Raw genomic sequence first — 19,229 nt, forward strand, 5'->3', positions numbered from 1 at the left:
GTCATCCTGCGCACATCCCCGTGCTTGCGTGCATCGCCGTGTCTGGCGCCGCGTCCGAGGGCGAAGGGCTCTCGAACAGCCGCCCGACGCGTGTTTCGCGAAGATTGTCGCCCTCCCGCTCGATGAAGAGGGCGTCGATATGCTGCCGTCGGGCCAATTCCGCGCCCTCCCGGCTTCCTCGCACCATCAGCGCCGTTGCCCAGGCGTCCGCTGCCATGCAGGTCGCGGCAACCACCGTAACGGAGGCGGGCGAGGTGGCAAGCGGTCCGCCACGCACCGGGTCGATGGTGTGCGACAGCTTGCGCCCGCCGACCTCGACCCAATGCCTGTAGTCTCCCGACGTCGCGACCGCCGCGTCCTGCAGGGCAAGAATAGCGTGTGGCGCCCGTGCCCCGTGGTCCGGCCGCTCGACGGCCACGGTCCAGGCGGCGCCGTCGGGCTGAAGTCCGATGGCGCGCAATTCGCCGTCGATGGCCAGCAGTGCGTTGGCGATGCCGAAGGCGGCGGCAACATCAGCCAGCCGGTCGACGCCGTATCCCTTGGCGATGCCCGACAGATCGAGGGGCAGGGCGCCGTGCTTGCGCACCCGACAGTGCGCCGGGTCGAGGTCCAGGACCTCGTGCGCCGGGCGGCGGGCGCGGTCGAGGGCGCTTCGAATGTCCGGCGCGCTGGCGTCTTTCGGGCCAAAGCCCCAGGCCGCGACCGCGTCGCCGACGCCAATGTCGAACGCGCCCTGCGAGGCGCGGCCGATGTCCAGAGCGCTCTTCAGCACCGTCATGAGCGGTGGCGGCACGGCGACCCAGACGTCCGGCGCGGCCGCGTTGAGGCGCATCAGGTCGCTGTCCGGCTTCCAGGTGGACATCTGTGCATCCACGTCCGCCACCGCGGCCTGCATGGCAGCCGCGACCGGGGCCGCATCGAACCCCGCCGGCATGTGGAACAGCGCCGACCAGCGCGTGCCCATGGTGGGACCGTTCAGAGCGTGGCGCACGAGATCAGTAGACATCTTCGACATAACGTCCCTCGCTTTTCAGCATAGCCGGCGTCAGCCCGGTTGGGGCAAGGATTTCTGCCAGCGCGTCGGCCACGCCGGCGGCCATGCCACGACCTCCGCACACCATCACGCGCGCGCCGTTCTGGATCAGGCCTGCCACCTGCGCCGCCTCGCTGCGCAGCGCATCTTGCACGTAGTGGGGGCGAACCCCGCGCGAAACCGCCGTGACGAGCCGCGAAAGGCGGCCGTCGGCCTGCCAGCGCCGGAGATCGGCGCCATAGAGGAAGTCGCTCCCGGGATCGCGCATCCCGAAGAACAGATGCACGGGTCGTCGTCCTGTGTTGTCGCGCACGAAGCCCGCCAGCGGGCCGATGCCGGTGCCGGCGCCGATCAGGATCAGCGGCGTACGGCCCCGCCCCGGCCTGAAGCCGGGATTGCGGCGCACGAAGGCCGTCACCGTGTCGCCGGGATCGAGCGAGGAGAGCTGGACGGAACACAGGCCGCCCGGTTGCTTCTTCACAACGATCTCGATGAAGCCGTCGCGGCGGGAGGAGGCAAGCGAATAGAGACGCGGCACGGCGGAGCCCTCGGGCAGGATGCCGATCAGATCGCCTGCCTGGAAGCGCGCGAAGCCCTGTCCGCTCAGCCGCTGCCAGAGCGTCGTCCTGGGCAGGGCGAAGCGCAGGATCGCGGTGGGTGCCTGCACCTCGTCGCCATAGTCGCGGCGCGAGGTAAGGGTGAGCGTTTCGCAGGTGGGAAGAACCGGCTGATGGGCCAGCTCCAGTTCGATCCCGAGCGCCGAGCCGAGCGTCCGTCCCCAGCGGGCGAACTCCTGGGGCGACTGGCGGTCCACGGTGTCGAACGGAGCGAACTCCGCCCAGCCCTTTGCCGTTGCAGCCGCCAGGACCTCTTGCGCGAAGGCGCAATAGGCCGGGAAGCTGCGATCGCCGAAGCCAAGAACGGCGAGCGGGGCGTCGGGCGCGCGCTCAAGTGCGTTCAGCCGGTCGAGAAAACCCTTCGCCGAGGCGGGCGCATCGCCGTCGCCATAGGTGGCGGCAAGAACGATGATCCGCCGCGCGCGGGCGTAGCGCCCGGGTGCGAAGGTCGACATCGGCGCGGCGTGGACACTTTGGCCCGCCGCTGTGAGGGCCGCGTGCAACGTTGCCGCGAAGCCCCATGTGCTGCCCCCCTCGCTGCCGACGAGCAGGATCGTCTCGGCCCGGCCCGCGGGCTGGTTGCCGTGAATGCGCGGCCTGGCGCGCCGTCCGGCGAGCCACAGAAGAACGCCCGTCGCGCCCATCACCGGCACGCCGAGGGCCATCAGCCCGAGCACCAGACCGAGCAGGGCGGCGCCCTGGCCGGTGTGGAGCATGTAGATCGTTTCGAAGGCGCGCTCCCAGCCCGTCAGGTCGGACCAGGCAAGAGCCGCGCCGGTGCCCTGATCCAGGTATCCGGTGCCGCGGTCCGTCTTCAGGGTGAAGACGTCGGTCGCATCTCCGGGATAGGGAAAGTTAAGCGCGCGCAGGTCCGCGACAGGGGTCTGCCCCAGCAGCTCGATGGCGCCGAGCGCCACGCCGGTCTCGCCGCTCGCGTTTGCCGGAAAGGCCGGCATCGAGCTCTCGACGGGTAGCAGTTCGAAGGTCGTGGCCGTCATCCACAGGGCCGTGACCGAGGACAGGGCGAGACCGAGAACGGCGACGCGCGCGATCTCCACATGCAGCCGCCCGGAAAGCGGGCCGCGCAGGGGTGCGAACCAGTGCCGCCAGCCGCCGGCGCGCCGCGCGACGAGAAGCGCGCCTGACAGCGCCAGGACGAGCATTGCCGCCGCGCCGGCCGCCGTGACCATGCGCCCGCCATCGCCCAGAAACAGCGAGCGGTGCAGGTTGGTCAGCCAACGCCGGGTCTGGCTCGGGTCGGCCGAAGCCACCCCTTGCCCCGTCGCCGGGTCGATGATGGCAGCGCCAGGCGCGCCGTCATCGAACCAGTAGGCGGTGATCCGGCCCGACGGTGCACGCCGGATCTGCTCCACGCCCGGATAGGCGGTCTGGATGCGCGTGGCGAGATCCGCGACCGACAGCCTGGCCTCGGCCTGCGGCGAGGCCAGGCGTTCTGCTGCGGGAAACACCGACAGCACCGCCCCGCTGAGCGCCAGCACGGTGACGAGAGCCAGAGCCAGCAGACCCGGCCAGCGATGGAGCGCGCGGATCATGAGCGTGTCCCCTTACATGCCGTAGGTGAAGCTGGAGATGTAGCGACGGCCGCGAACGGGGGTGCCGGCACCCGCCGTCGTCAGCGGCACGGCGACCTCGTTGGGACTGTCGCGCATGTCCTCGACGGCGGCATCGATGTGCAGGGTGTATCCCGCGTCGAAGAGCGCATCGGCGAGATCGAGCGTGATCTCCAGCGTCCGGCCCGCGCCGACGCTGGCGCCGGTGATGCCGTTGATCTGGGCCGCATCCCCTCCGGTCGCGCGGTACCAGTCGGACAGGTGCTGGTAGTATTTCGACTTGCCGCCAGCCATCCAGAGGCTGCCCGCATAGGCGCCCTTTGCATCGGTGACATAGAGCGCGAGATAGGCGCCGTCGCCGCCGTAGCTGTTGAGCGTCGTGGTCAGCGTGACCGGGCGCGCCATCGCGAGGCCGGGAAGCGTCAGCGCCGTGGTCAGCGCGAGCGTTGCGAGAATGGACTTCATCGGGAACACCTTCATCGTAAGTGGGAGCGTGACGGCCGGCTTCAGTTCACCTGAACGCGGGGCGGCGCGCCGTTGCCGAAGAGGCCGTTGCTCGGCGGAGCCACGGTGCCGGCCGGCGCGGGGTTGCGCGCGCTGTTGCAGCCGTTGTCGTCATCCTCGCAATCGTCATCCTCGTCGTCATCGTCGCGACTGGAACGCCGACGGTGCTTGTCATCATGGTCATCGTCGTCATCATCATGCCTGTCACTGACGAAGATCAGCTCCACCGCCTCCTGGCCGGCGTCGAAGGCGGCGGCGAAGGGGTGTTCCCCGGCTCCCGCCTCGCTGCGCATGGCGCTCCAGGCGGGCAATCCGATGGCGGCGGTCAGGGCCGTTGTGGCGACGAGCAGGGCAAGGGTCTTCTTCATGACGTGGGTCTCCTTTGAACCGGAGATGCCAATCTGGAGACGCCACCTGAGGGCTTCCTGACAACCTGGAGGTTTCGGCTTCAGCTTGGCGTCAGGAACGAAAAGCCCCGCCGTGGGGCGGGGCTCGAGCCGAAACGACGGACGGCGGCGGTTCAGTCGCGGTGCTTGTCTTCGTATTCGAAATCAACCACTTGCAATGTCTTCGGATGGATGGTCACCTCGATCCGGCGTCCGTCGGCATCGCGGCCGTCGACCTGGTAGCAGCCATCGTCGATCTTGATCCGGCGCACGGTCCAGCCGTTCTCCGCGGCAAGCCTGGCCACTGCCTTGCGCGGCTGCCAGTCGGCCATGGGGGCGAAACAATGGTCGTCATGGGCGAGCGCCGATCCGGCTGGAAGCGCCGCGAGAAAGGCGAGAATTGTCAGCATCTTCTTCATCGGGCAAGCTCCGGGGTGCGGCTATCCTGGCGAGACAATGCGCGTTGAAACTGACGGGATGCTGAAGCCTGAACCCCGCGACCGTCAGCTGTGCGTCAGCCAGGGCGGACAAGAGGTATCATCAGGAACAAGGGAAACGAAACGCCATGCGCATCCTGCTGATCGAGGACGACACCGTTCTGGGCGCCGCCGTGCGCGACCAGATTGCCGGGGACGGGCAGTCGGTCGACTGGGTCACGCGCCTGGATGCGGCGGGAGATGCGATGGCGGGTGCGGCCTATGACCTGATCCTGCTCGACCTCATGCTGCCCGACGGACGGGGCATCGGATTTCTCAAGACCCTGCGCGCCGGAGGCGACGTGACGCCGGTGATCATCTTGACCGCGCTCGACCAGGTTTCCGACCGCATCGAGGGATTGAACGCCGGGGCCGACGACTATCTCGTCAAGCCGTTCGACCTTGCCGAACTTTCGGCCCGGATCGGCTCGGTGGCGCGGCGCTATTCGGGCAATCCGAACCCGATCATCAGCCACGGCGCGCTCGCCGTCGACATCGCATCCCGCACCCTGCGCCGCGACGGAAAGCCGGTTCAGCTGACCGCCCGCGAATGGGCTCTGTTCGAAGCCTTCCTGTCGCGCCCCGGCCAGCTTCTGTCGAAGGCGCAGCTTGAGGAAAAGCTCTACGCCTTCGACACCGAGATCGAGAGCAACACCATCGAGGTCCACGTCAGCCGCTTGCGCAAGAAGCTTGGCGCCGGCGTCATCGAGACAGAGCGCGGCATGGGCTACCGTCTGGGTACACCATGAGGCTGCCGCGCAGCCTTCAGGCCCGCCTCGGGCTTTCCCTCGGCGTTCTGCTGACGGCGCTGTGGATCGCCGCCGCCTCCGTGACGGCCGTGATCCTGCGGCACGAAATGGACGAGGTCTTCGATTCCGCGCTTCAGGAGACGGCGCAGCGCCTGCTGCCGCTTGCCGTCGTCGACATCGTCGGGCGCGAGGAAGATGGCGTGACCCAGCGCCTTGGGGTGATCCGCGAGCACGACGAGTTCTTCACCTACCTCGTGCGCGACGCGCAAGGACGCATCCTGCTGCAATCCCATGCCGCGGATCCGACCGTCTTCCCCGCCTACGACGGGCCGGGTTTTCGCCAGACCGCCACCCACAGGCTCTACAATGAGGACGCGTTGCAGGGCAGCGTCAGGATCACCATGGCCGAGCCCCTGGACCGCCGTGCCGCCGTCGCACGGCAAATCCAGATGGGGCTTGGATTGCCTCTTCTTGTCGTGATCCCTGTCGCGCTGCTTTTCATCGTGCTTGCGGTACGGGCAAGCCTGGCGTCCCTGCGCCGCTTCCGGGAGAATCTCGAAACGCGCAATGCCCGGGATCTGTCGCCGGTTCCCGCCCAGGACATCCCGCTGGAAATCGCGCCGATGGCAGCCACCCTGAACGGCCTTCTCGACCGGCTGAAGGCGGCCTTCGACGCCGAACGCAGCTTCGCCGCCAATGCCGCGCACGAGTTGCGCACACCGCTGGCCGGCGCGATCGCGCAAGCACAGCGTCTGCAGTCGGAGACCGGCGACCCGTCGGCCAGCCAGCGGGCGGCGGACATCGAGGCAACGCTGAAACGGCTCACCCGCCGGACCGAGCGCCTCATGCAGCTTGCCAGGGCAGAGGGCGGCCGGCTGCGGCTGGACCATGCCTCGGACCTCCGCACGGCCGTGCGCATCGTGGTCGAGGACATCCGCCGGGGCGCCGGTGGCGGCTGCGGCATCGACCTGTCTCTTCCCGAGGCCCCGGTCATGTCCGATCTGGATCCCGACGCTCTCGGCATTCTCTGCCGAAACCTCGTCGAAAACGCCTTGCGCCACGGCAGCGGAACCGCGCCGGTGGTGGTGGAGCTGAGCACGGAGGCGGAGCTGACCGTCGCCAACGACGGTCCCGTCGTGCCGCCACAAGCTCTTGCGCGCCTGACCGACCGTTTCCACCGTGCCGGCAAAGCGGCAGACGGCAGCGGCCTGGGACTGTCTATCGTTGCCGCGATTGCCGCGCGCACGGGAAGCCGGCTGGTGATGGCCTCCCCGAGACCCGGCGCGACGGACGGCTTCGAGGCCCGCATCCGGTTGCCCCGCAAGACGCCGGCGAACTGACCGTCGGCGCCAGTGCGCGCCGCCCGGCCGCCGACCCTGCATCAGGCGCGCGCGCCGTGTTGCTCAAGCGCACGTCCGGCAGGTTCGAACGCCGCGGCTGGAATGCCTTATGAGGGATCCAGGGCATCCAGCAGGTCATCTTGTGTATAGCTGCGGCAATGGTCCACGATCACATCCGTCAGCGCCTGTGCCGCCGGGGACAGGCTGCGCCCGCTCAGATGCAACAGGCCGATATGGCGCACGATCGTGGGAACCTTCAGCGGGCGCACGACCAGAGTGGATCCGCCGATCACCGGCAAGGTGAGCCGGGGCAAGGCCGCGACCCCCAGCCCCTGCCGGACAAGGGCGCCGACAGAGGCCAGATGCGAGACCTCGAAGCGGGGGCGGAAGACAGCCCCAATCTGCGTGACCGCCGCCTCGATATGATCGCGAACCGTCGTGCCGGGAGACATTGTGACGAAGGGCATGGCGAGGATCTCCTCCCACAGGAAGCTGCGAGGTTCATCCAGCGGCCCGCCCGGTGCTGCCACGGCATAGATTGGATCGCTGACCAGCTTGCGGAAGATCAGCCGGCCCGAGCTGTCGGCCGTGTTTGTCGTCAGGCCCAGATCCGCGCGCCCATCCAGCACGGCGCTTGCCCCGCCGTCCCACACGGCATCCAGAAAGCGCACGTCGATATCGGGCCTGTCCTTCACGAACCGCGCCAGGATGGGAGGCATGAGGCCGGCCGAGACCGATGGCAGGCATGCCATGGAAATACTGCCACGCCGCGCGGCAAGAAAGGTCTCGAACTCTCCTCGCGCCTTCTCGGCTTCGTTCAGCACCCGGCGCGCCAGCCCCAGCAATTCCCGGCCGGACGGGGTGAGCTTCACATTGCGCGTATCCCTGTCGAACAGCCGCGTGTTGAGCCGCCCTTCAAGCTGCGCGATCTGGCGGCTGAGGGCCGGACTGCTGAGCCCTATAATCTCGGCCGCAGCACGAAACCCTCCGGCTTCGGCAAGGGTGACGAAAACCCGAAGGTCGTTGAGATCCGGATTGATGCGTTTCATGCACTGAAAAATGACTTCTTTTCAATTAAAACACCAGCCCCCATGTGCAACAGTTCCTGCCGCTGGTGAAAGAAAAAGAGATAATAAAAATAAATTTCTCCGGCAATTTTCTGGAGACTATTTGCCTTGTTTGGGAGGAGACTAAAATGAAAATCCGTGCACTCGCCGCGGCTGGCGCCCTTTTGCTCGCGATACCCTCGGCTAACGCCAATGAAAATCTCTTGATTGGCTCGACGTCTACGTCTTCGAGTCAGTATGGATACTTTGTATCAATCGCCAAGATCATCAATGATCAACTCGAGGGCGTTGAGGCGTCTGTGGTGGAAACCGGGGCAACGCTGGACAATATCCGCCGCATGGACCGCAACCAGATCGATTTTGGTCTTGTCACCACCAATGTTGCCCAGCACGCGGTGAGCGGCACGCAAGAGTTTGATGGCCGTCCGACGGGTCTGCAGCTTCTGTGGGTCTATTCCCCCGCACCGCAGAATGTGGTGGTGCGCAAGGACAGCGGTATCGATGCGCTGGAAAAGCTGAATGGTCAGCGCTTCAATCCGGGCCTGAAGGGCTCCGCCACCGAGGCCACGACCGAGGCCGTCCTCAAGACACTCGCCATCACGCCTGACTATGTTCGCGGCTCCACCACCGACGTGGTGAACATGGTCAAGGACAACCGCGTTACCGGCTACGTCAAATCCGGCGCAGGCAAGAAGCTGGACAGCTCTTCGCTCGATATCGCCACGATGACCCCGATCAACGTTCTGTCCCTCACCGGTGAGCAGGCCGCCAAGCTGGAAAAGGAAATGCCCGACATTTCCGTGGTGAAGGTGCCGGCCAATGCCGATCAGGACATTCCCGCCTATTCCACCTGGAGCTTCGGCTTGGCGGTGGGCGTCAGCCCCAAGCTGAATGAGGAAACCGCCTATCGCATTGTCGATGCGGTGATGGCCGACACGACCGTTCAGGCCGCGGCGCTGGCCTCGATGAAGGGGGCGAACCTGGCCGAACTGACCACCACCTACGGCACCATTCCGCTGCATCCGGGCGCGGCCCGCTGGTTCAAGGAGCACGGCATCGAGATTCCCGAAAAGCTTCAGCCCAAGAAGTGATGGGAACCGCCAATGTTCAAGAAGCTATCCGCCGCGCTCGCGGTCCTCGTTGGCGCGTTCGTACTATGGACCGCGGGCGCAGGCCCCTTTGAGAGCCTCATTCAACGTGCGATCTTTCTGGCTCTGGTCGTCTGCCTCGGCCTGACGCTCTATCCCCTTGGCGCCGGCACACGCTGGCGCCCTGTGGGGCTGGCAGTCGATCTTGCCATGGCTGCCTGCACGCTGGCCGCCTGCACCTATGTGGTCGTCAACTACGATCGCATCATGACGGAACTGCCCTGGGCAACCTCGCTGGACATGGCGCTGACGGTCGGCCTGACGCTTTCCGTTCTCGAACTCAGCCGACGGACTGTGGGGATCATCTTCCCGGCGGTGGTGGTGGCCGGACTGGCCTATGCCATGCTTGGCCACCTGTTGCCCGCTCCCCTCAACCATCGCGGTTTCGATACCGCCTTCGTGACCGAGACGCTTTTCCTCGGGGATCTTGGCGTGTGGGGCATGCTGACTGGCGTGGCTGCCACCGTGATTGCCGCCTTCGTGCTGTTTGGCGCCCTGCTGCTGCACACTGGCGGCGGACAAGCCTTCATGGATCTGGCCATGCGTCTTGGCGGGCGCAGCCCCGGTGGCGCTGCCAAGGTGGCGACCATTGCCTCGGGCCTGTTCGGCATGATTTCCGGCAGTGCCGTGGCCAATGTCGCCACCACCGGCAACTTCACCATTCCCATGATGCGCCGGCTCGGCTATCCGGCCCCCTTTGCCGCCGCGGTGGAAGCGGTTGCCTCCACAGGTGGGCAGATCGCCCCGCCGATCATGGGTGCGGCCGCCTTCGTCATGGCCGAAATCCTCGGAGTGCCTTACTTCACCGTCATGGCCGCTGCGGCCATTCCGGCGCTGCTGTTCTATCTCTCCGTGTTCATCACCGTGCACATCGTCTCGCTGCGGCGGGGCCTGCGGGCCGCGCCAGATGAGGAGCTGCCGGCCTGGAACTCCATCTTCGCGCCGCGCCGGGCCCTGCCCGTGGTGGCTGCGCTGGGTGGGCTTCTGCTGGCCATTCTCACGGGCCGTTCCGTCACCACGTCGGCCTTCTGGGGTGTTCTCGGCCTGCTGCTGGCCTATGTCGTCACCAATGTCGGGCAGGCCTCGCCCCGCGAGATGGCAAAGCACGTGGTGGACGGACTTGCCGATGCCGGACGTGGCCTTGTCATTGTCGGCGTGCTGCTGGCTGGTGCGCAGATCCTCGTGTCGATGATCAACCTCACCGGCGTGGGGGTGGTGATCTCCTCGCTCATCGTGCAGCTGGCCGGCGACAATCTGGCCATCATCGCGATCATCGTGGCTCTGGTTTGCCTCATCATGGGCATGGGCCTGCCGACCACGGCTGCCTATGTCCTGGTTGCCGCGGTTCTGGCCCCGGCCATGACGGCGGTGGGGGTGGAGCCGCTCTCCGCCCAGATGTTCGTGTTCTACTTCGCGACCCTTTCGGTGGTGACACCGCCCGTTTGCGTGGCGGTGTTCGTGGCGGCCGGCATTGCCAAGACCAACTGGCTGCCCGCCGCCCTCGAAGCCGTGCGGCTGGCCGCGGTGGTCTATCTGGTGCCCTTCCTGTTCCTCGTCTATCCGGGCATGACCGCGAGCGGCGGGGCGATGGCGGTGCTGGATGCGGTGCTGACCGGCGGTGCCCTGGTGCTGGCCGTGCCGGCTCTGCTCAGCGGGATGCCTTTGTTTGCAAACCGCCTGCTGGATATCGCGACCTATCTCGCGGTCATCACCCTGGCTGTCCTGCCCTATACCGTCACCCCGCTGATCGCCCTGGCCTTCCTGGCGTGGGCCTTCATGCGCAAACGTCCGCAGACACCGCAAGAAAGCCGCGTCGCGGCGGAGCGTCGGCCATGAAGAGCATCCGCATCGGCACCGGCGCGGGCTATTCGGGAGACCGGATCGATCCGGCCGTCGATCTCGCCGAAAGAGGGGAGCTGGATTATCTGGTGTTCGAGTGCCTGGGGGAGCGCACGATTGCCCTGGCCCAGCTCTCCCGCCTCGACAATCCGGATCACGGCTACGAGCCGCTGCTGGAAGCGCGCATGCAGGCCGTGTTGCCGGCCTGTTGCAAGAACGGTGTGAAGATCGTCACCAACATGGGAGCGGCCAACCCGCTGGCCGCCGCCCAGGCCACGGCCCGCGTGGCCAGGGAGTGCGGCCTGAAGGGCCTCCGCATCGCGGCCATCACCGGAGATGACGTTCTGGAGGCCGTTTGCAGCGGTGATTTCACCGTCGAGGAAACCGGCGCCCCGGTGGCCGACCTGCGCGACAAGCTGGTTTCCGCGAATGCCTATCTGGGGGCCGGCTCCATTGCGGAGGCGCTGGCGCGGGGGGCGGATGTGGTCATCATCGGGCGCGCCTCCGACCCGGCTCTGTTTCTGGGTCCTGCCGTCCATGCCTTCGGCTGGCGAATGGACGACTGGGCAAGGCTGGGGCGCGGAATTGTCGCCGGCCATCTGCTGGAATGCGGGGGGCAGGTCACCGGCGGCTATTTTGCCGATCCCGGCTACAAGGATCCGCCCGACCTGGCCCGTCTTGGGATGCCCATCGGTGAACTCGATGAAGAGGGAGGCCTCGTCGTCACCAAGCTGCCGGGGACCGGCGGGGCGGTCACGCGGGCGACCTGCACGGAGCAACTCCTGTATGAGGTGCACGATCCGGCGCGCTACCTTCAACCCGATGTCGTGGCGGACTTCTCCGGCGTGACAATGATCGAGAATGGTCCCGATCGCATTCGCGTTACCGGGGGCAACGGGCATCCCCGCAGCGGCTTGCTGAAGGTTTCCCTGGGCTTGCAGGACGGCTGGATCGGCGAAGGGCAGATCTCCTATGCCGGCCCCGGCGCCGTGGCGCGTGGACAGCTTGCGGCGGATATCGTGGCCGAGCGCCTGCGCCTTCTCGGCGTGCCGTGCCGGGAAACGCGCGGCGAACTGATCGGCGTCAACGCCATTCTTGGCCCCGAGCCCGGCCAGCCGGACCCGCGCGAGGTCCGCATGCGCTTCGCCGCCCGGACCGACAACCGCGAAGATGCAGAGCGCATCGGCAGGGAGGTCGAGGCCCTTTACCTCAACGGTCCGGCGGGCGGCGGTGGCGCGTGGCGCTCGACGCGCCGTGTCATCGGCGTGCTGTCCACCCTGGTTCCGGAGCAACTCGTGACGCCCCGAATTCACATGATGGAGGCCTAGATGCGCTTGCGTGAACTTGCCCACAGCCGCACCGGCGACAAGGGCAATACCTCCAATATTTCAGTGATCGCCTACCGGCAGGAGGATTACCCGCGCCTTGCGCGGGACGTGACCGGGGAGCGCGTGAGAGCCTGCTTCCCCGGTCTCTCCATTGGCCGGATCGAGCGGTTTGAAATGCCCGCGCTGGGGGCGCTGAACTTCGTGCTGCATGATGCTCTGGCAGGTGGGGTGACCCAGTCCCTGGCGCTGGATGCGCATGGCAAGTGCATTGGCGCGGCCGTGCTCGACATGGACCTTGCCGAAGACTGAACAGGCAGCGGCACGGCCGCCCCTTACCGCTCACCGCATGTGCCGCGCGCGACCCACGCTGTTTCTCACGCATGAGCCGTGAGATGAGGAATGACACATGGATAATCTTGAAGCTGACGGCTCCGCCTCTCACGAAGCCCCGACCCACGCCCCGTTCCGCCTGGACGGCAAGGTGGTTCTGGTCACCGGATGCGGGTCCATCGGCCCCGGCTGGGGCAATGGCAAGGCCATTTCCGTTCTGTGCGCGCGACAGGGCGCGCGGGTCTATGGCGTGGACCTCGATGCAGAGGCCGCGGCTGAAACCGCCCGTCTGGTCGCCGCGGAGAACGGCACCATGGACGTGAACACCTGCGACGTGACCCGCGCCGATGAAACCGCCGCCCTGGTGGAGGACTGCCTGACGCGGTTCGGCCGCATCGACGTGCTGGTCAACAATGTCGGGCGCTCCGAGCCCGGCGACCCGGTCTCCATGGACGAGGACACCTGGGACGCCCAGATGGACGTGAACCTGAAGAGCGCCTATCTCACATGCAAGGCCGTGCTGCCGGTGATGGAGAAGCAGGGCGGCGGATCCATCGTCAACGTCTCGTCCGTCGCCGGCCTGCGCTACATCGGCAAGCCGCAGGTGGCCTATGCCGCGGGCAAGGCCGGGCTGATGCAGATGACGCGCACCACGGCCGTTCTCTATGCCTCCAGAGGCGTCAGGCTGAACTGCGTGGTGCCCGGGCTGATACACACGCCGCTGGTCACCCGGCTGGCCGACAAATATGCCGGCGGGCAATATGACGCCTTCGTCGCCACGCGAAACCAGCAGGTGCCCATGGGCCGCATGGGCTCCGCCTGGGACGTGGCCCACGCCGCCCTTTTCCTTGCCTGTGACGAAAGCCGCTATGTCACCGGCACCGAACTTGTGGTGGATGGCGGGCTGACAAGCGCCACCCGCTGACCTTTTCGCCCTGCTGCCCGCAGGGTCGCGAAACCATGCCCGAGGAGACATACATGGCCCGCATTCCCTATGGCGATCCCGATGCGCCTGAATCCCGCGCGCTTGTGGAGCGCATCGTCGCCGAGCGCGGCAGTTTGCTCCATCTCTACCAGATGCTGATCCACAGCCCGCCGGTGGCCGAGGGCTGGCTCGCCTTTCTCACTGCCATTCGCCAGAAAAGCGGGTTGAACGGCTGCCTGCGGGAGCTTCTGATCGTCCGTGTCGCTCAGATCAACAATGCCCCCTATGAGGCGGATCAGCATATTCCCATCGCCCTGCAGGAAGGCGCGAGCCAGGCGCAGGTGGACGCGCTGGCCAACTGGCAGGAAAGCGAGCTGTTCACCCCCGACCAGCGCGCGGCGCTTGCCTATGCGGAAGCCATGACGCGGCAGGTTCAGGTGCCGCCGGACATCTTCGCGCAGGTGCGCGCGCACTTCGATGATCGCGCCCTGGTGGAGCTGACCGCGACAATCGGCGCCTACAACATGGTCTCCCGCTTTCTGGAAGCGCTGGAAGTCCACACCCACGACCCGCGCTGAACCCTCTGCGCCGGGCCATGACCCGGCGCAGTTTTCCTCCTGACCGGCAAAGCCTTCCCGGCCAGCGGGCCGGTGTTCCCGGAGGGGCTGAAATGGCGGGCCGAAGCGGAGACATGCGTCTGGCGCGTGCCGAGGATCCAGGCGATCCGGTGGCGTTGAAGGGCCTGTTGCCCTGGCGTGAAACCGCTGGTTCAAGGCCGCATGCAGGCCTTCGCCTTCTGGAGTTGAAGTGGCGGCTTTTCGCCGATCCAATCAGCCTGATTTTTCCAACCGGCGCTGTTTTGTGCCATGTGATCTGGCGCGCTACCGCGTGGAAGCGGTCGGTGGAGCGACGTTCCGCCTGGCGAGAATGCGGCTATCGGCGAATTCCATCGCACGGGAGCGACAAAATGGGGGGCGAAGACGGTGAAACCGAGAACTACACCTACGCTATAGCCCTACAAACTGATTGAAGTTGCTTATGGCATGTGTCGCGGCTGAAAATCGCTCGTACCGATGGAAATCGCGCAACCGAACTTTCCTATAATTTGTGGCGAATGGCGGCTTGAAGCCAATTTTACCGAACTCTGCACCTCGTACAGAAAGTCGCTAAGCGTCGGGAGCGGGCATTTATATATTAGTCTTCGAAGAGGTCTAAATCGACTTTGGAGAGCAGCCAACCAAACGGAAAATGCTGGCTTGTGAAGCATTGGTTGCAGTCTAGGTACTCTCCGATGAATAGGCGCGGAGCATCCACTTTTTTTATACGAAGCTGTGCTTCGCACACCGGACACTGCATGAATTCGGCGAAGTTTGAATTGACAAAATTGGTCATCCGAGAGCGCCCCTTCGTGAAGAGGGCTTCATATGCGCCAAGAGATGTGAACAGCATCCAATTTTGATATTTCTTGCTGGGTTCTCTCATTCGCCCATACAATTCGATCTGCATTATATGGAGAAAGAGGATAAGCATTGCGAGTTGGGCGTATGTTCCACCGGCATATATGTCGTCATCCATGGCGTCCTTGAAAATGAAATTCAGATTGTAGTCTTCAGTCTGGTTCCTCCGAAACTCCGTCACTAGATGCGTAGCCTTATCGAATAGACCTGCGAAACCCAGGTCGTTCTGAAAATTGAAAACTACATCATACACTGCATCAGGATTTGTGAAGCTGCATCCCCGACTTGCTTTCATCGCTGCTTCGAGCAGAGCCTTTATCCCGGCTTCGTCCAAGTCTCTCCGGTTGAGCAGGTTCTTTGCGTCAGACTTCATTTTGTCGAAGAATGTCACCTCGTCAGCGCACATCTGAGCGACGATCAACATGCCTTCTTTCAATGGCTTGCGAAGGAGGGAGAAGGCGACAGTGAATTTTCGCTTTTCCAATGCTCGAAGAGCTTCATAGATGAAGTGGAGCATGTCGGAAAAGAGTGCATTGCAAACGTGATTTACTACCGCTCGCCTTTCTAAGTCCCCGCGTCCTGACTTATCCAGAAACTCCAGAATGTGAATGCCGCTTGCCAACAGGCGGCGATCTTCTTCGGACTCAATCTCAAATCGAATATGCCCTGCCTTCTTTATTTCCATTTGCACAAGCAACGCCGCCATGAGGTCATGCAGGTGAAAGCAAAACTCATGCTTTGCCCGGTGCTTTTGCGGGATATTTTGTAGCCTGTCCGGGTCGATCAGTCCGATCGGTTTCAAGTTCTCGCTCTCCAAGCCATCGTGATCCTATGAAGTTAAGTCTATTAGGTGTCGCTGCCTTGGTCGAGACTTCCGGTTCCTGTAAGAGGTGCTCTCCGCCGTGGTCGCGAAGTGTGTAAACCGGGCCTTGGGTGTCGGAAAACGAACGACAGGTTCGTCTGCGCCTTGCAGTCATCTGCTGTATCGGCGGTGTATGTCCGCTTGCCTCTTGGTCGACAAGGCCCGACAAAAAGTGGCCGTCGCCTCGGCTTGAGGTGATCGGCGGCACATAGGCTATTGGATGCGGCAATCAGCGGCAAATGGCGGAGAGAGAGGGATTCGAACCCTCGATACGGTTTCCCGTATACACGCGTTCCAGGCGTGCGCCTTAAACCACTCGGCCACCTCTCCGCAGCCAGTCCTGTCTTTGCAATGACGCCCCGCAGTGGTTCAGGCGGAGCGAAAAGGCAGGACGCGATGCCGGCGGGGTGCGGATTCGAAGCGGTGCGAGAAAATCGCGCCCGACGAGCCATCTGCCGCCTGCAAGTGGCGCAATATACCGAGGAGGGGGGCTCTTGCAAGCGCTGATGCGGACGAAATGCCGTGTTTTCAACATCAAGTGTCCGGGGGCCGGAGTCTCTTGCCGCCGCGACCCGAAATCCGCGGGCAAAGGACGCAGGGGACGGCGGGGGGAGACGCGCGGTTCTCAACCTTTCGTGTGCGCGGGGCCGCCGCGATTGCGCCTGGGCCCGCCCGTCCTTATCTTCTGGCCAGTTGCAAGGATCCGCTGCAAGGATCCGTTGCCGGCACCGGTTGCCCGGACGTGCAGCCGGAGCCCGGTATCGGGATCTGGTTGACGTAAGGGGATCCCGAGGGGGCGTCGACCGCCCGCCGGATAAGGAAATGCGCGGCCCCGCCGCCGCTCGAGAGGACATGATGATCAGACTGCTGCTGCGCCTTCTCGGGCTCTGGTTCATCGCCATGGCGCTGGTCGCGCTCGTCGTCGACGGAACCAGCTCGATCGCCGCTTCCGCGTGGACCTTCACGCCGATCGGGAAATACTGGTTCGACCTGTCGCCGGCGTCGATCAACGTCGCCCAGGCGGCGATCCAGCGCCATGTCGCGCCGGCCCTGTGGGACCCGGTGATCCTGACGCTTCTGACCCAGCCCGTGTGGCTTGTTGCCGGCCCGCTCGGCATCGTGCTCCTGTGGCTCGGCGAGCTCCGCTTCGGCCGCCGCAGGCGGCAGGTTTCCTCCTGACCCTGCCTTCGGGCCCGGCCTTGCGGACGGGCGACCGGAGATGCGGTCGAACCCAGGAAAGGATGCGAAATTGTCTTTCATGACCATGCTCAGCAACAAGTTTTCCCTCGTGTCGCGTGACATGGCGCTGCCGGGCCGCGACACGCCGGTCATGACGCCAGGCGTGCATACGGTTCTCGGGCAGCCCATCGACCGGCCGGCCGAGGGCGGGCTTGAGGAGGTGCTGCTCGGCCTTGGCTGCTTCTGGGGCGCGGAACGGCTCTTCTGGACCCTGCCGGGCGTCACCGTGACGGCGGTCGGCTACGCCGGCGGCCACACGCCGAACCCGACCTACCACGAGGTCTGCACCGGACGAACCGGACATACGGAGGTGGTGCGTGTCCTCTTCGATCCGCGCGAGATTGCGCGCGAGGACCTGCTCAAGGCGTTCTGGGAGGGCCACAACCCGACCCAGGGCATGCGCCAGGGAAACGACACGGGAACCCAGTACCGCTCGGCCATCTATTTCGCCGGCGAGGAGATGGGGCAGGCGGCAGAGGCCACCCGCGATGCCTATGCCGAGGCGCTCGCGGCGGCGGGGAAGACGGCGGCGATCACCACCGAGATCCGGCCGATGGATGCCTTCTACTTCGCCGAGGACTACCACCAGCAGTATCTCGACAAGAACCCCGGCGGCTATTGCGGCCTCGGCGGCACCGGCGTGAGCTGTCCGTCCCCGCTGCGCTAGGCGTGACGCCGGCGCCATCAACCGGCGACCGCACCGCCTGGAAGAGAGACGAAAGGCCCGGCATCGCCCGGGCCTTTCGCGTTCGGCCTGCCATTTGCGGTTTCAGGCGACGTTAACCCTATCGCGCCACTGTGAACCGCAGGTGCGACGCGCGTTGCAGGATGCGTCGGGCGAGCGGAGAAAGACGATGCGTGGTGCGGATGTTGCGGCTCTTGCCGCCCTGCGGGCGGGCTTTGCCCGGGCCGTTGCGATTTTCACCTGGCTCAGTGTGCTGCTTGTCATGGCCGCGGCCTGGCTTGCCGGTGCCGCGTCGCCGGTTCTGGTGACCGCATCCGCGCTGCTTCTGGGCGCTGTCGCCACCGCCGTATGGCTGCGCAAGGAGACGGGCGCGGGAACGCGCATGGTCGGTGCGGCCGCGCTCGGCGGCCTGTCCTGCCTGTTGGTTGTCGCGCTTGCGGGCGGCGATCCGGCGGGGAGCTTCCAGGCGGAAGGCCACCTTTTTGTCTTCGCCGTGCTGGCGCTGCTTGCCGGCTGGCTGGATGCGCGTGCGCTTCTCGTCTATGCCGCCGTCGTTTGCGGGTTTCACGGCATCATTGGCCTTGTCGAGCCGGATCTGGTCCTTGCCGGGAGCGCGGGTACGCCGCGCGTGCTGCTGCATGTTGCGGCGCTGGCGCTGGAGACGGCGGCGCTCGTCTGGTTCGTGCGCGCGCTCAAGGGCGCATTTGCGGCGGTCGCGGGAGAGGGCGGGAACGCGGACGAGGCGCTGTCTCTGGAGCGCGCGCGGCTGCAGCAGGCGGAAGAGGCGCGGGCGGCTTTGGAGCGCGACACGCGCAAGGATCTGGCGTCTGGCATCGCCGCCTTTGGTGACGAGATCCGTGGCCTTCTCGACGAGATGGACGGGCGCTCCTGCGTGTTGCGCGAGGCCGCGAAGCATCTGGAGGCGGCTGCCCGCAAGTCGACCGAGGAAGCAGACACAGCGTCTTCGGCCTCGGGAACGGCGCGGGAAAACGTGCGGTCCGTCGCCGCGGCGGCGGAAGAACTTTCCTCGTCGATTTCCGAAATCGGCGGCCAGGTCTCCCGCACCAGCCTTGTCGTGGAGGCGGCGAGCGCGGGCGCGCAGGACACCAATGATCGGGTTGCCAGGCTGGCCGCCGCCGCCGGCAGGATCGGCGAGGTGGTGACGTTGATCCGGGCGATCGCCGAGCAAACCAACCTGCTGGCGTTGAACGCGACCATCGAGGCCGCGCGCGCCGGCGAGGCGGGCAGGGGCTTTGCGGTCGTCGCCGCCGAGGTCAAGGAACTCGCCACCCAGACCGCGAAAGCGACCGAGGAAATCGGCGCGCAGATCGCCGCGATCCAGGGTGAGACGCAACAGGCGGTCGCCGCCATTGGCGAGATCGCACGGACCATGCGGGAAGTGGACGGCTATACGTCCGCCATTGCCGCCGCCGTCGAGGAACAGGGCACGGCCACCGCCGAGATCTCGCGCAATGTCTCCGGCGCGGCCTCGAGCACCGGGGCTGTCACCAGCTCCATTGCGGGCCTGTCGGACACGGTTGCGCGCACCGCGAGCGCGGCCGGCGAGATGGAAGCGGGCATCGACGACGTGGTCCGCCGCGCCGAGGGCATGCGCGGCGCGGTCGAACGCTTCCTTGCCCGAGCCGCCGCCGCCGGCTGAGGGGCGAGAGCCG

Annotated in this window: 19 protein-coding genes and 1 tRNA gene; 12 read left to right on the plus strand and 8 right to left on the minus strand. The window is 65.7% G+C overall.

Translation table 11 applies throughout. The features are described 5' to 3' along the window. Position 1: 1 nt before the first annotated feature. From ACN0WF_RS07180 to ACN0WF_RS07200, 5 genes are all read right to left on the minus strand, one after another. Entirely contained in the window at positions 2–1,015 is a 1,014-nt protein-coding gene (locus ACN0WF_RS07180) for an FAD:protein FMN transferase (protein WP_417772118.1), read from the minus strand. After that, the gene (locus tag ACN0WF_RS07185; protein ID WP_417772119.1) at positions 996–3,203 is read right to left on the minus strand and encodes a PepSY domain-containing protein; all 2,208 of its coding nucleotides are present in this window, start codon (positions 3,201–3,203) and stop codon (positions 996–998) included. Before ACN0WF_RS07185 ends, ACN0WF_RS07180 begins: the two co-directional genes overlap by 20 nt. A gap of 12 nt (positions 3,204–3,215) precedes the next feature. Then, a complete protein-coding gene (locus ACN0WF_RS07190) occupies positions 3,216–3,686 on the minus strand; it encodes a DUF2271 domain-containing protein (RefSeq protein ID WP_417772120.1) in 471 nt (156 codons plus the stop codon). A 41-nt stretch (positions 3,687–3,727) separates the two neighbouring features. Then, complete coding sequence (locus ACN0WF_RS07195) at positions 3,728–4,093, minus strand: hypothetical protein (protein WP_417772121.1); 366 nt, start codon at positions 4,091–4,093, stop codon at positions 3,728–3,730. Positions 4,094–4,245: 152 nt separating this feature from the next. Beyond that, complete coding sequence (locus ACN0WF_RS07200) at positions 4,246–4,530, minus strand: PepSY domain-containing protein (protein WP_417772122.1); 285 nt, start codon at positions 4,528–4,530, stop codon at positions 4,246–4,248. Positions 4,531–4,676: 146 nt separating this feature from the next. Here ACN0WF_RS07200 and ACN0WF_RS07205 point away from each other — a divergent pair, with 146 nt between their 5' ends. Both ACN0WF_RS07205 and ACN0WF_RS07210 read left to right on the plus strand, forming a co-directional pair. Next, positions 4,677–5,336, plus strand: a complete 660-nt coding sequence (locus tag ACN0WF_RS07205; RefSeq protein WP_417772123.1) for a response regulator transcription factor — start codon at positions 4,677–4,679, stop codon at positions 5,334–5,336. Beyond that, positions 5,333–6,676, plus strand: coding sequence for an ATP-binding protein (locus tag ACN0WF_RS07210; RefSeq protein WP_417772124.1), 1,344 nt, complete (start codon positions 5,333–5,335; stop codon positions 6,674–6,676). The genes ACN0WF_RS07205 and ACN0WF_RS07210 overlap by 4 nt, the downstream gene beginning before the upstream one ends. A 107-nt stretch (positions 6,677–6,783) precedes the next feature. Here ACN0WF_RS07210 and ACN0WF_RS07215 read toward each other — a convergent pair whose 3' ends face one another. Continuing rightward, positions 6,784–7,725, minus strand: a complete 942-nt coding sequence (locus ACN0WF_RS07215; RefSeq protein ID WP_417772125.1) for a LysR family transcriptional regulator — start codon at positions 7,723–7,725, stop codon at positions 6,784–6,786. A 146-nt stretch (positions 7,726–7,871) separates the two neighbouring features. Between ACN0WF_RS07215 and ACN0WF_RS07220 the strand changes: the two genes are divergently transcribed. The 7 genes from ACN0WF_RS07220 (at position 7,872) to ACN0WF_RS07250 (ending at position 14,343) form a co-directional block, all read left to right on the plus strand. Continuing rightward, positions 7,872–8,834 (plus strand): TAXI family TRAP transporter solute-binding subunit, encoded by a 963-nt coding sequence (locus ACN0WF_RS07220; protein WP_417772126.1) that lies wholly within the window; start codon positions 7,872–7,874, stop codon positions 8,832–8,834. 12 nt (positions 8,835–8,846) lie between these two features. Further along, positions 8,847–10,727 carry a TRAP transporter permease gene (locus ACN0WF_RS07225; RefSeq protein ID WP_417772127.1) on the plus strand — a complete coding sequence of 627 codons (1,881 nt, stop codon included), beginning with the start codon at positions 8,847–8,849 and terminating at the stop codon, positions 10,725–10,727. Then, positions 10,724–12,058, plus strand: a complete 1,335-nt coding sequence (locus ACN0WF_RS07230; RefSeq protein WP_417772128.1) for an acyclic terpene utilization AtuA family protein — start codon at positions 10,724–10,726, stop codon at positions 12,056–12,058. Before ACN0WF_RS07225 ends, ACN0WF_RS07230 begins: the two co-directional genes overlap by 4 nt. Next, the gene (locus tag ACN0WF_RS07235; RefSeq protein ID WP_417772129.1) at positions 12,059–12,367 is read left to right on the plus strand and encodes a hypothetical protein; all 309 of its coding nucleotides are present in this window, start codon (positions 12,059–12,061) and stop codon (positions 12,365–12,367) included. Between the two features lie 97 nt (positions 12,368–12,464). Next, positions 12,465–13,313 (plus strand): SDR family NAD(P)-dependent oxidoreductase, encoded by an 849-nt coding sequence (locus ACN0WF_RS07240; RefSeq protein ID WP_417772130.1) that lies wholly within the window; start codon positions 12,465–12,467, stop codon positions 13,311–13,313. Between the two features lie 53 nt (positions 13,314–13,366). Continuing rightward, positions 13,367–13,891, plus strand: coding sequence for a carboxymuconolactone decarboxylase family protein (locus ACN0WF_RS07245; protein WP_417772131.1), 525 nt, complete (start codon positions 13,367–13,369; stop codon positions 13,889–13,891). A 113-nt stretch (positions 13,892–14,004) separates the two neighbouring features. Continuing rightward, positions 14,005–14,343 (plus strand): hypothetical protein, encoded by a 339-nt coding sequence (locus tag ACN0WF_RS07250; RefSeq protein WP_417772132.1) that lies wholly within the window; start codon positions 14,005–14,007, stop codon positions 14,341–14,343. Between the two features lie 164 nt (positions 14,344–14,507). On the opposite strand, the gene ACN0WF_RS07255 is transcribed toward ACN0WF_RS07250, so the two are convergent. Together ACN0WF_RS07255 and ACN0WF_RS07260 are read right to left on the minus strand one after the other, a co-directional pair. Continuing rightward, positions 14,508–15,572: a hypothetical protein gene (locus ACN0WF_RS07255; protein ID WP_417772133.1), complete on the minus strand. Its 1,065-nt coding sequence runs from the start codon at positions 15,570–15,572 to the stop codon at positions 14,508–14,510. 300 nt (positions 15,573–15,872) lie between these two features. Beyond that, positions 15,873–15,962, minus strand: a tRNA-Ser gene (locus ACN0WF_RS07260). 522 nt (positions 15,963–16,484) lie between these two features. On the opposite strand from ACN0WF_RS07260, the gene ACN0WF_RS07265 reads away from it, so the two are divergent. The 3 genes from ACN0WF_RS07265 to ACN0WF_RS07275 all read left to right on the plus strand — a co-directional run bounded on the left by ACN0WF_RS07265 (position 16,485) and on the right by ACN0WF_RS07275 (position 19,216). After that, on the plus strand, positions 16,485–16,811 hold the full coding sequence (locus ACN0WF_RS07265; protein WP_417772134.1) for a hypothetical protein: 327 nt from the start codon (positions 16,485–16,487) through the stop codon (positions 16,809–16,811). Positions 16,812–16,890: 79 nt separating this feature from the next. Then, entirely contained in the window at positions 16,891–17,538 is a 648-nt protein-coding gene (gene msrA, locus ACN0WF_RS07270; RefSeq protein ID WP_417772135.1) for a peptide-methionine (S)-S-oxide reductase MsrA, read from the plus strand. Between the two features lie 187 nt (positions 17,539–17,725). Next, on the plus strand, positions 17,726–19,216 hold the full coding sequence (locus ACN0WF_RS07275) for a methyl-accepting chemotaxis protein (RefSeq protein WP_417772136.1): 1,491 nt from the start codon (positions 17,726–17,728) through the stop codon (positions 19,214–19,216). The last annotated feature ends 13 nt before the right edge of the window (positions 19,217–19,229 follow it).

This window comes from Stappia sp., assembly GCF_048268045.1.
GTDB lineage: Bacteria > Pseudomonadota > Alphaproteobacteria > Rhizobiales > Stappiaceae > Stappia.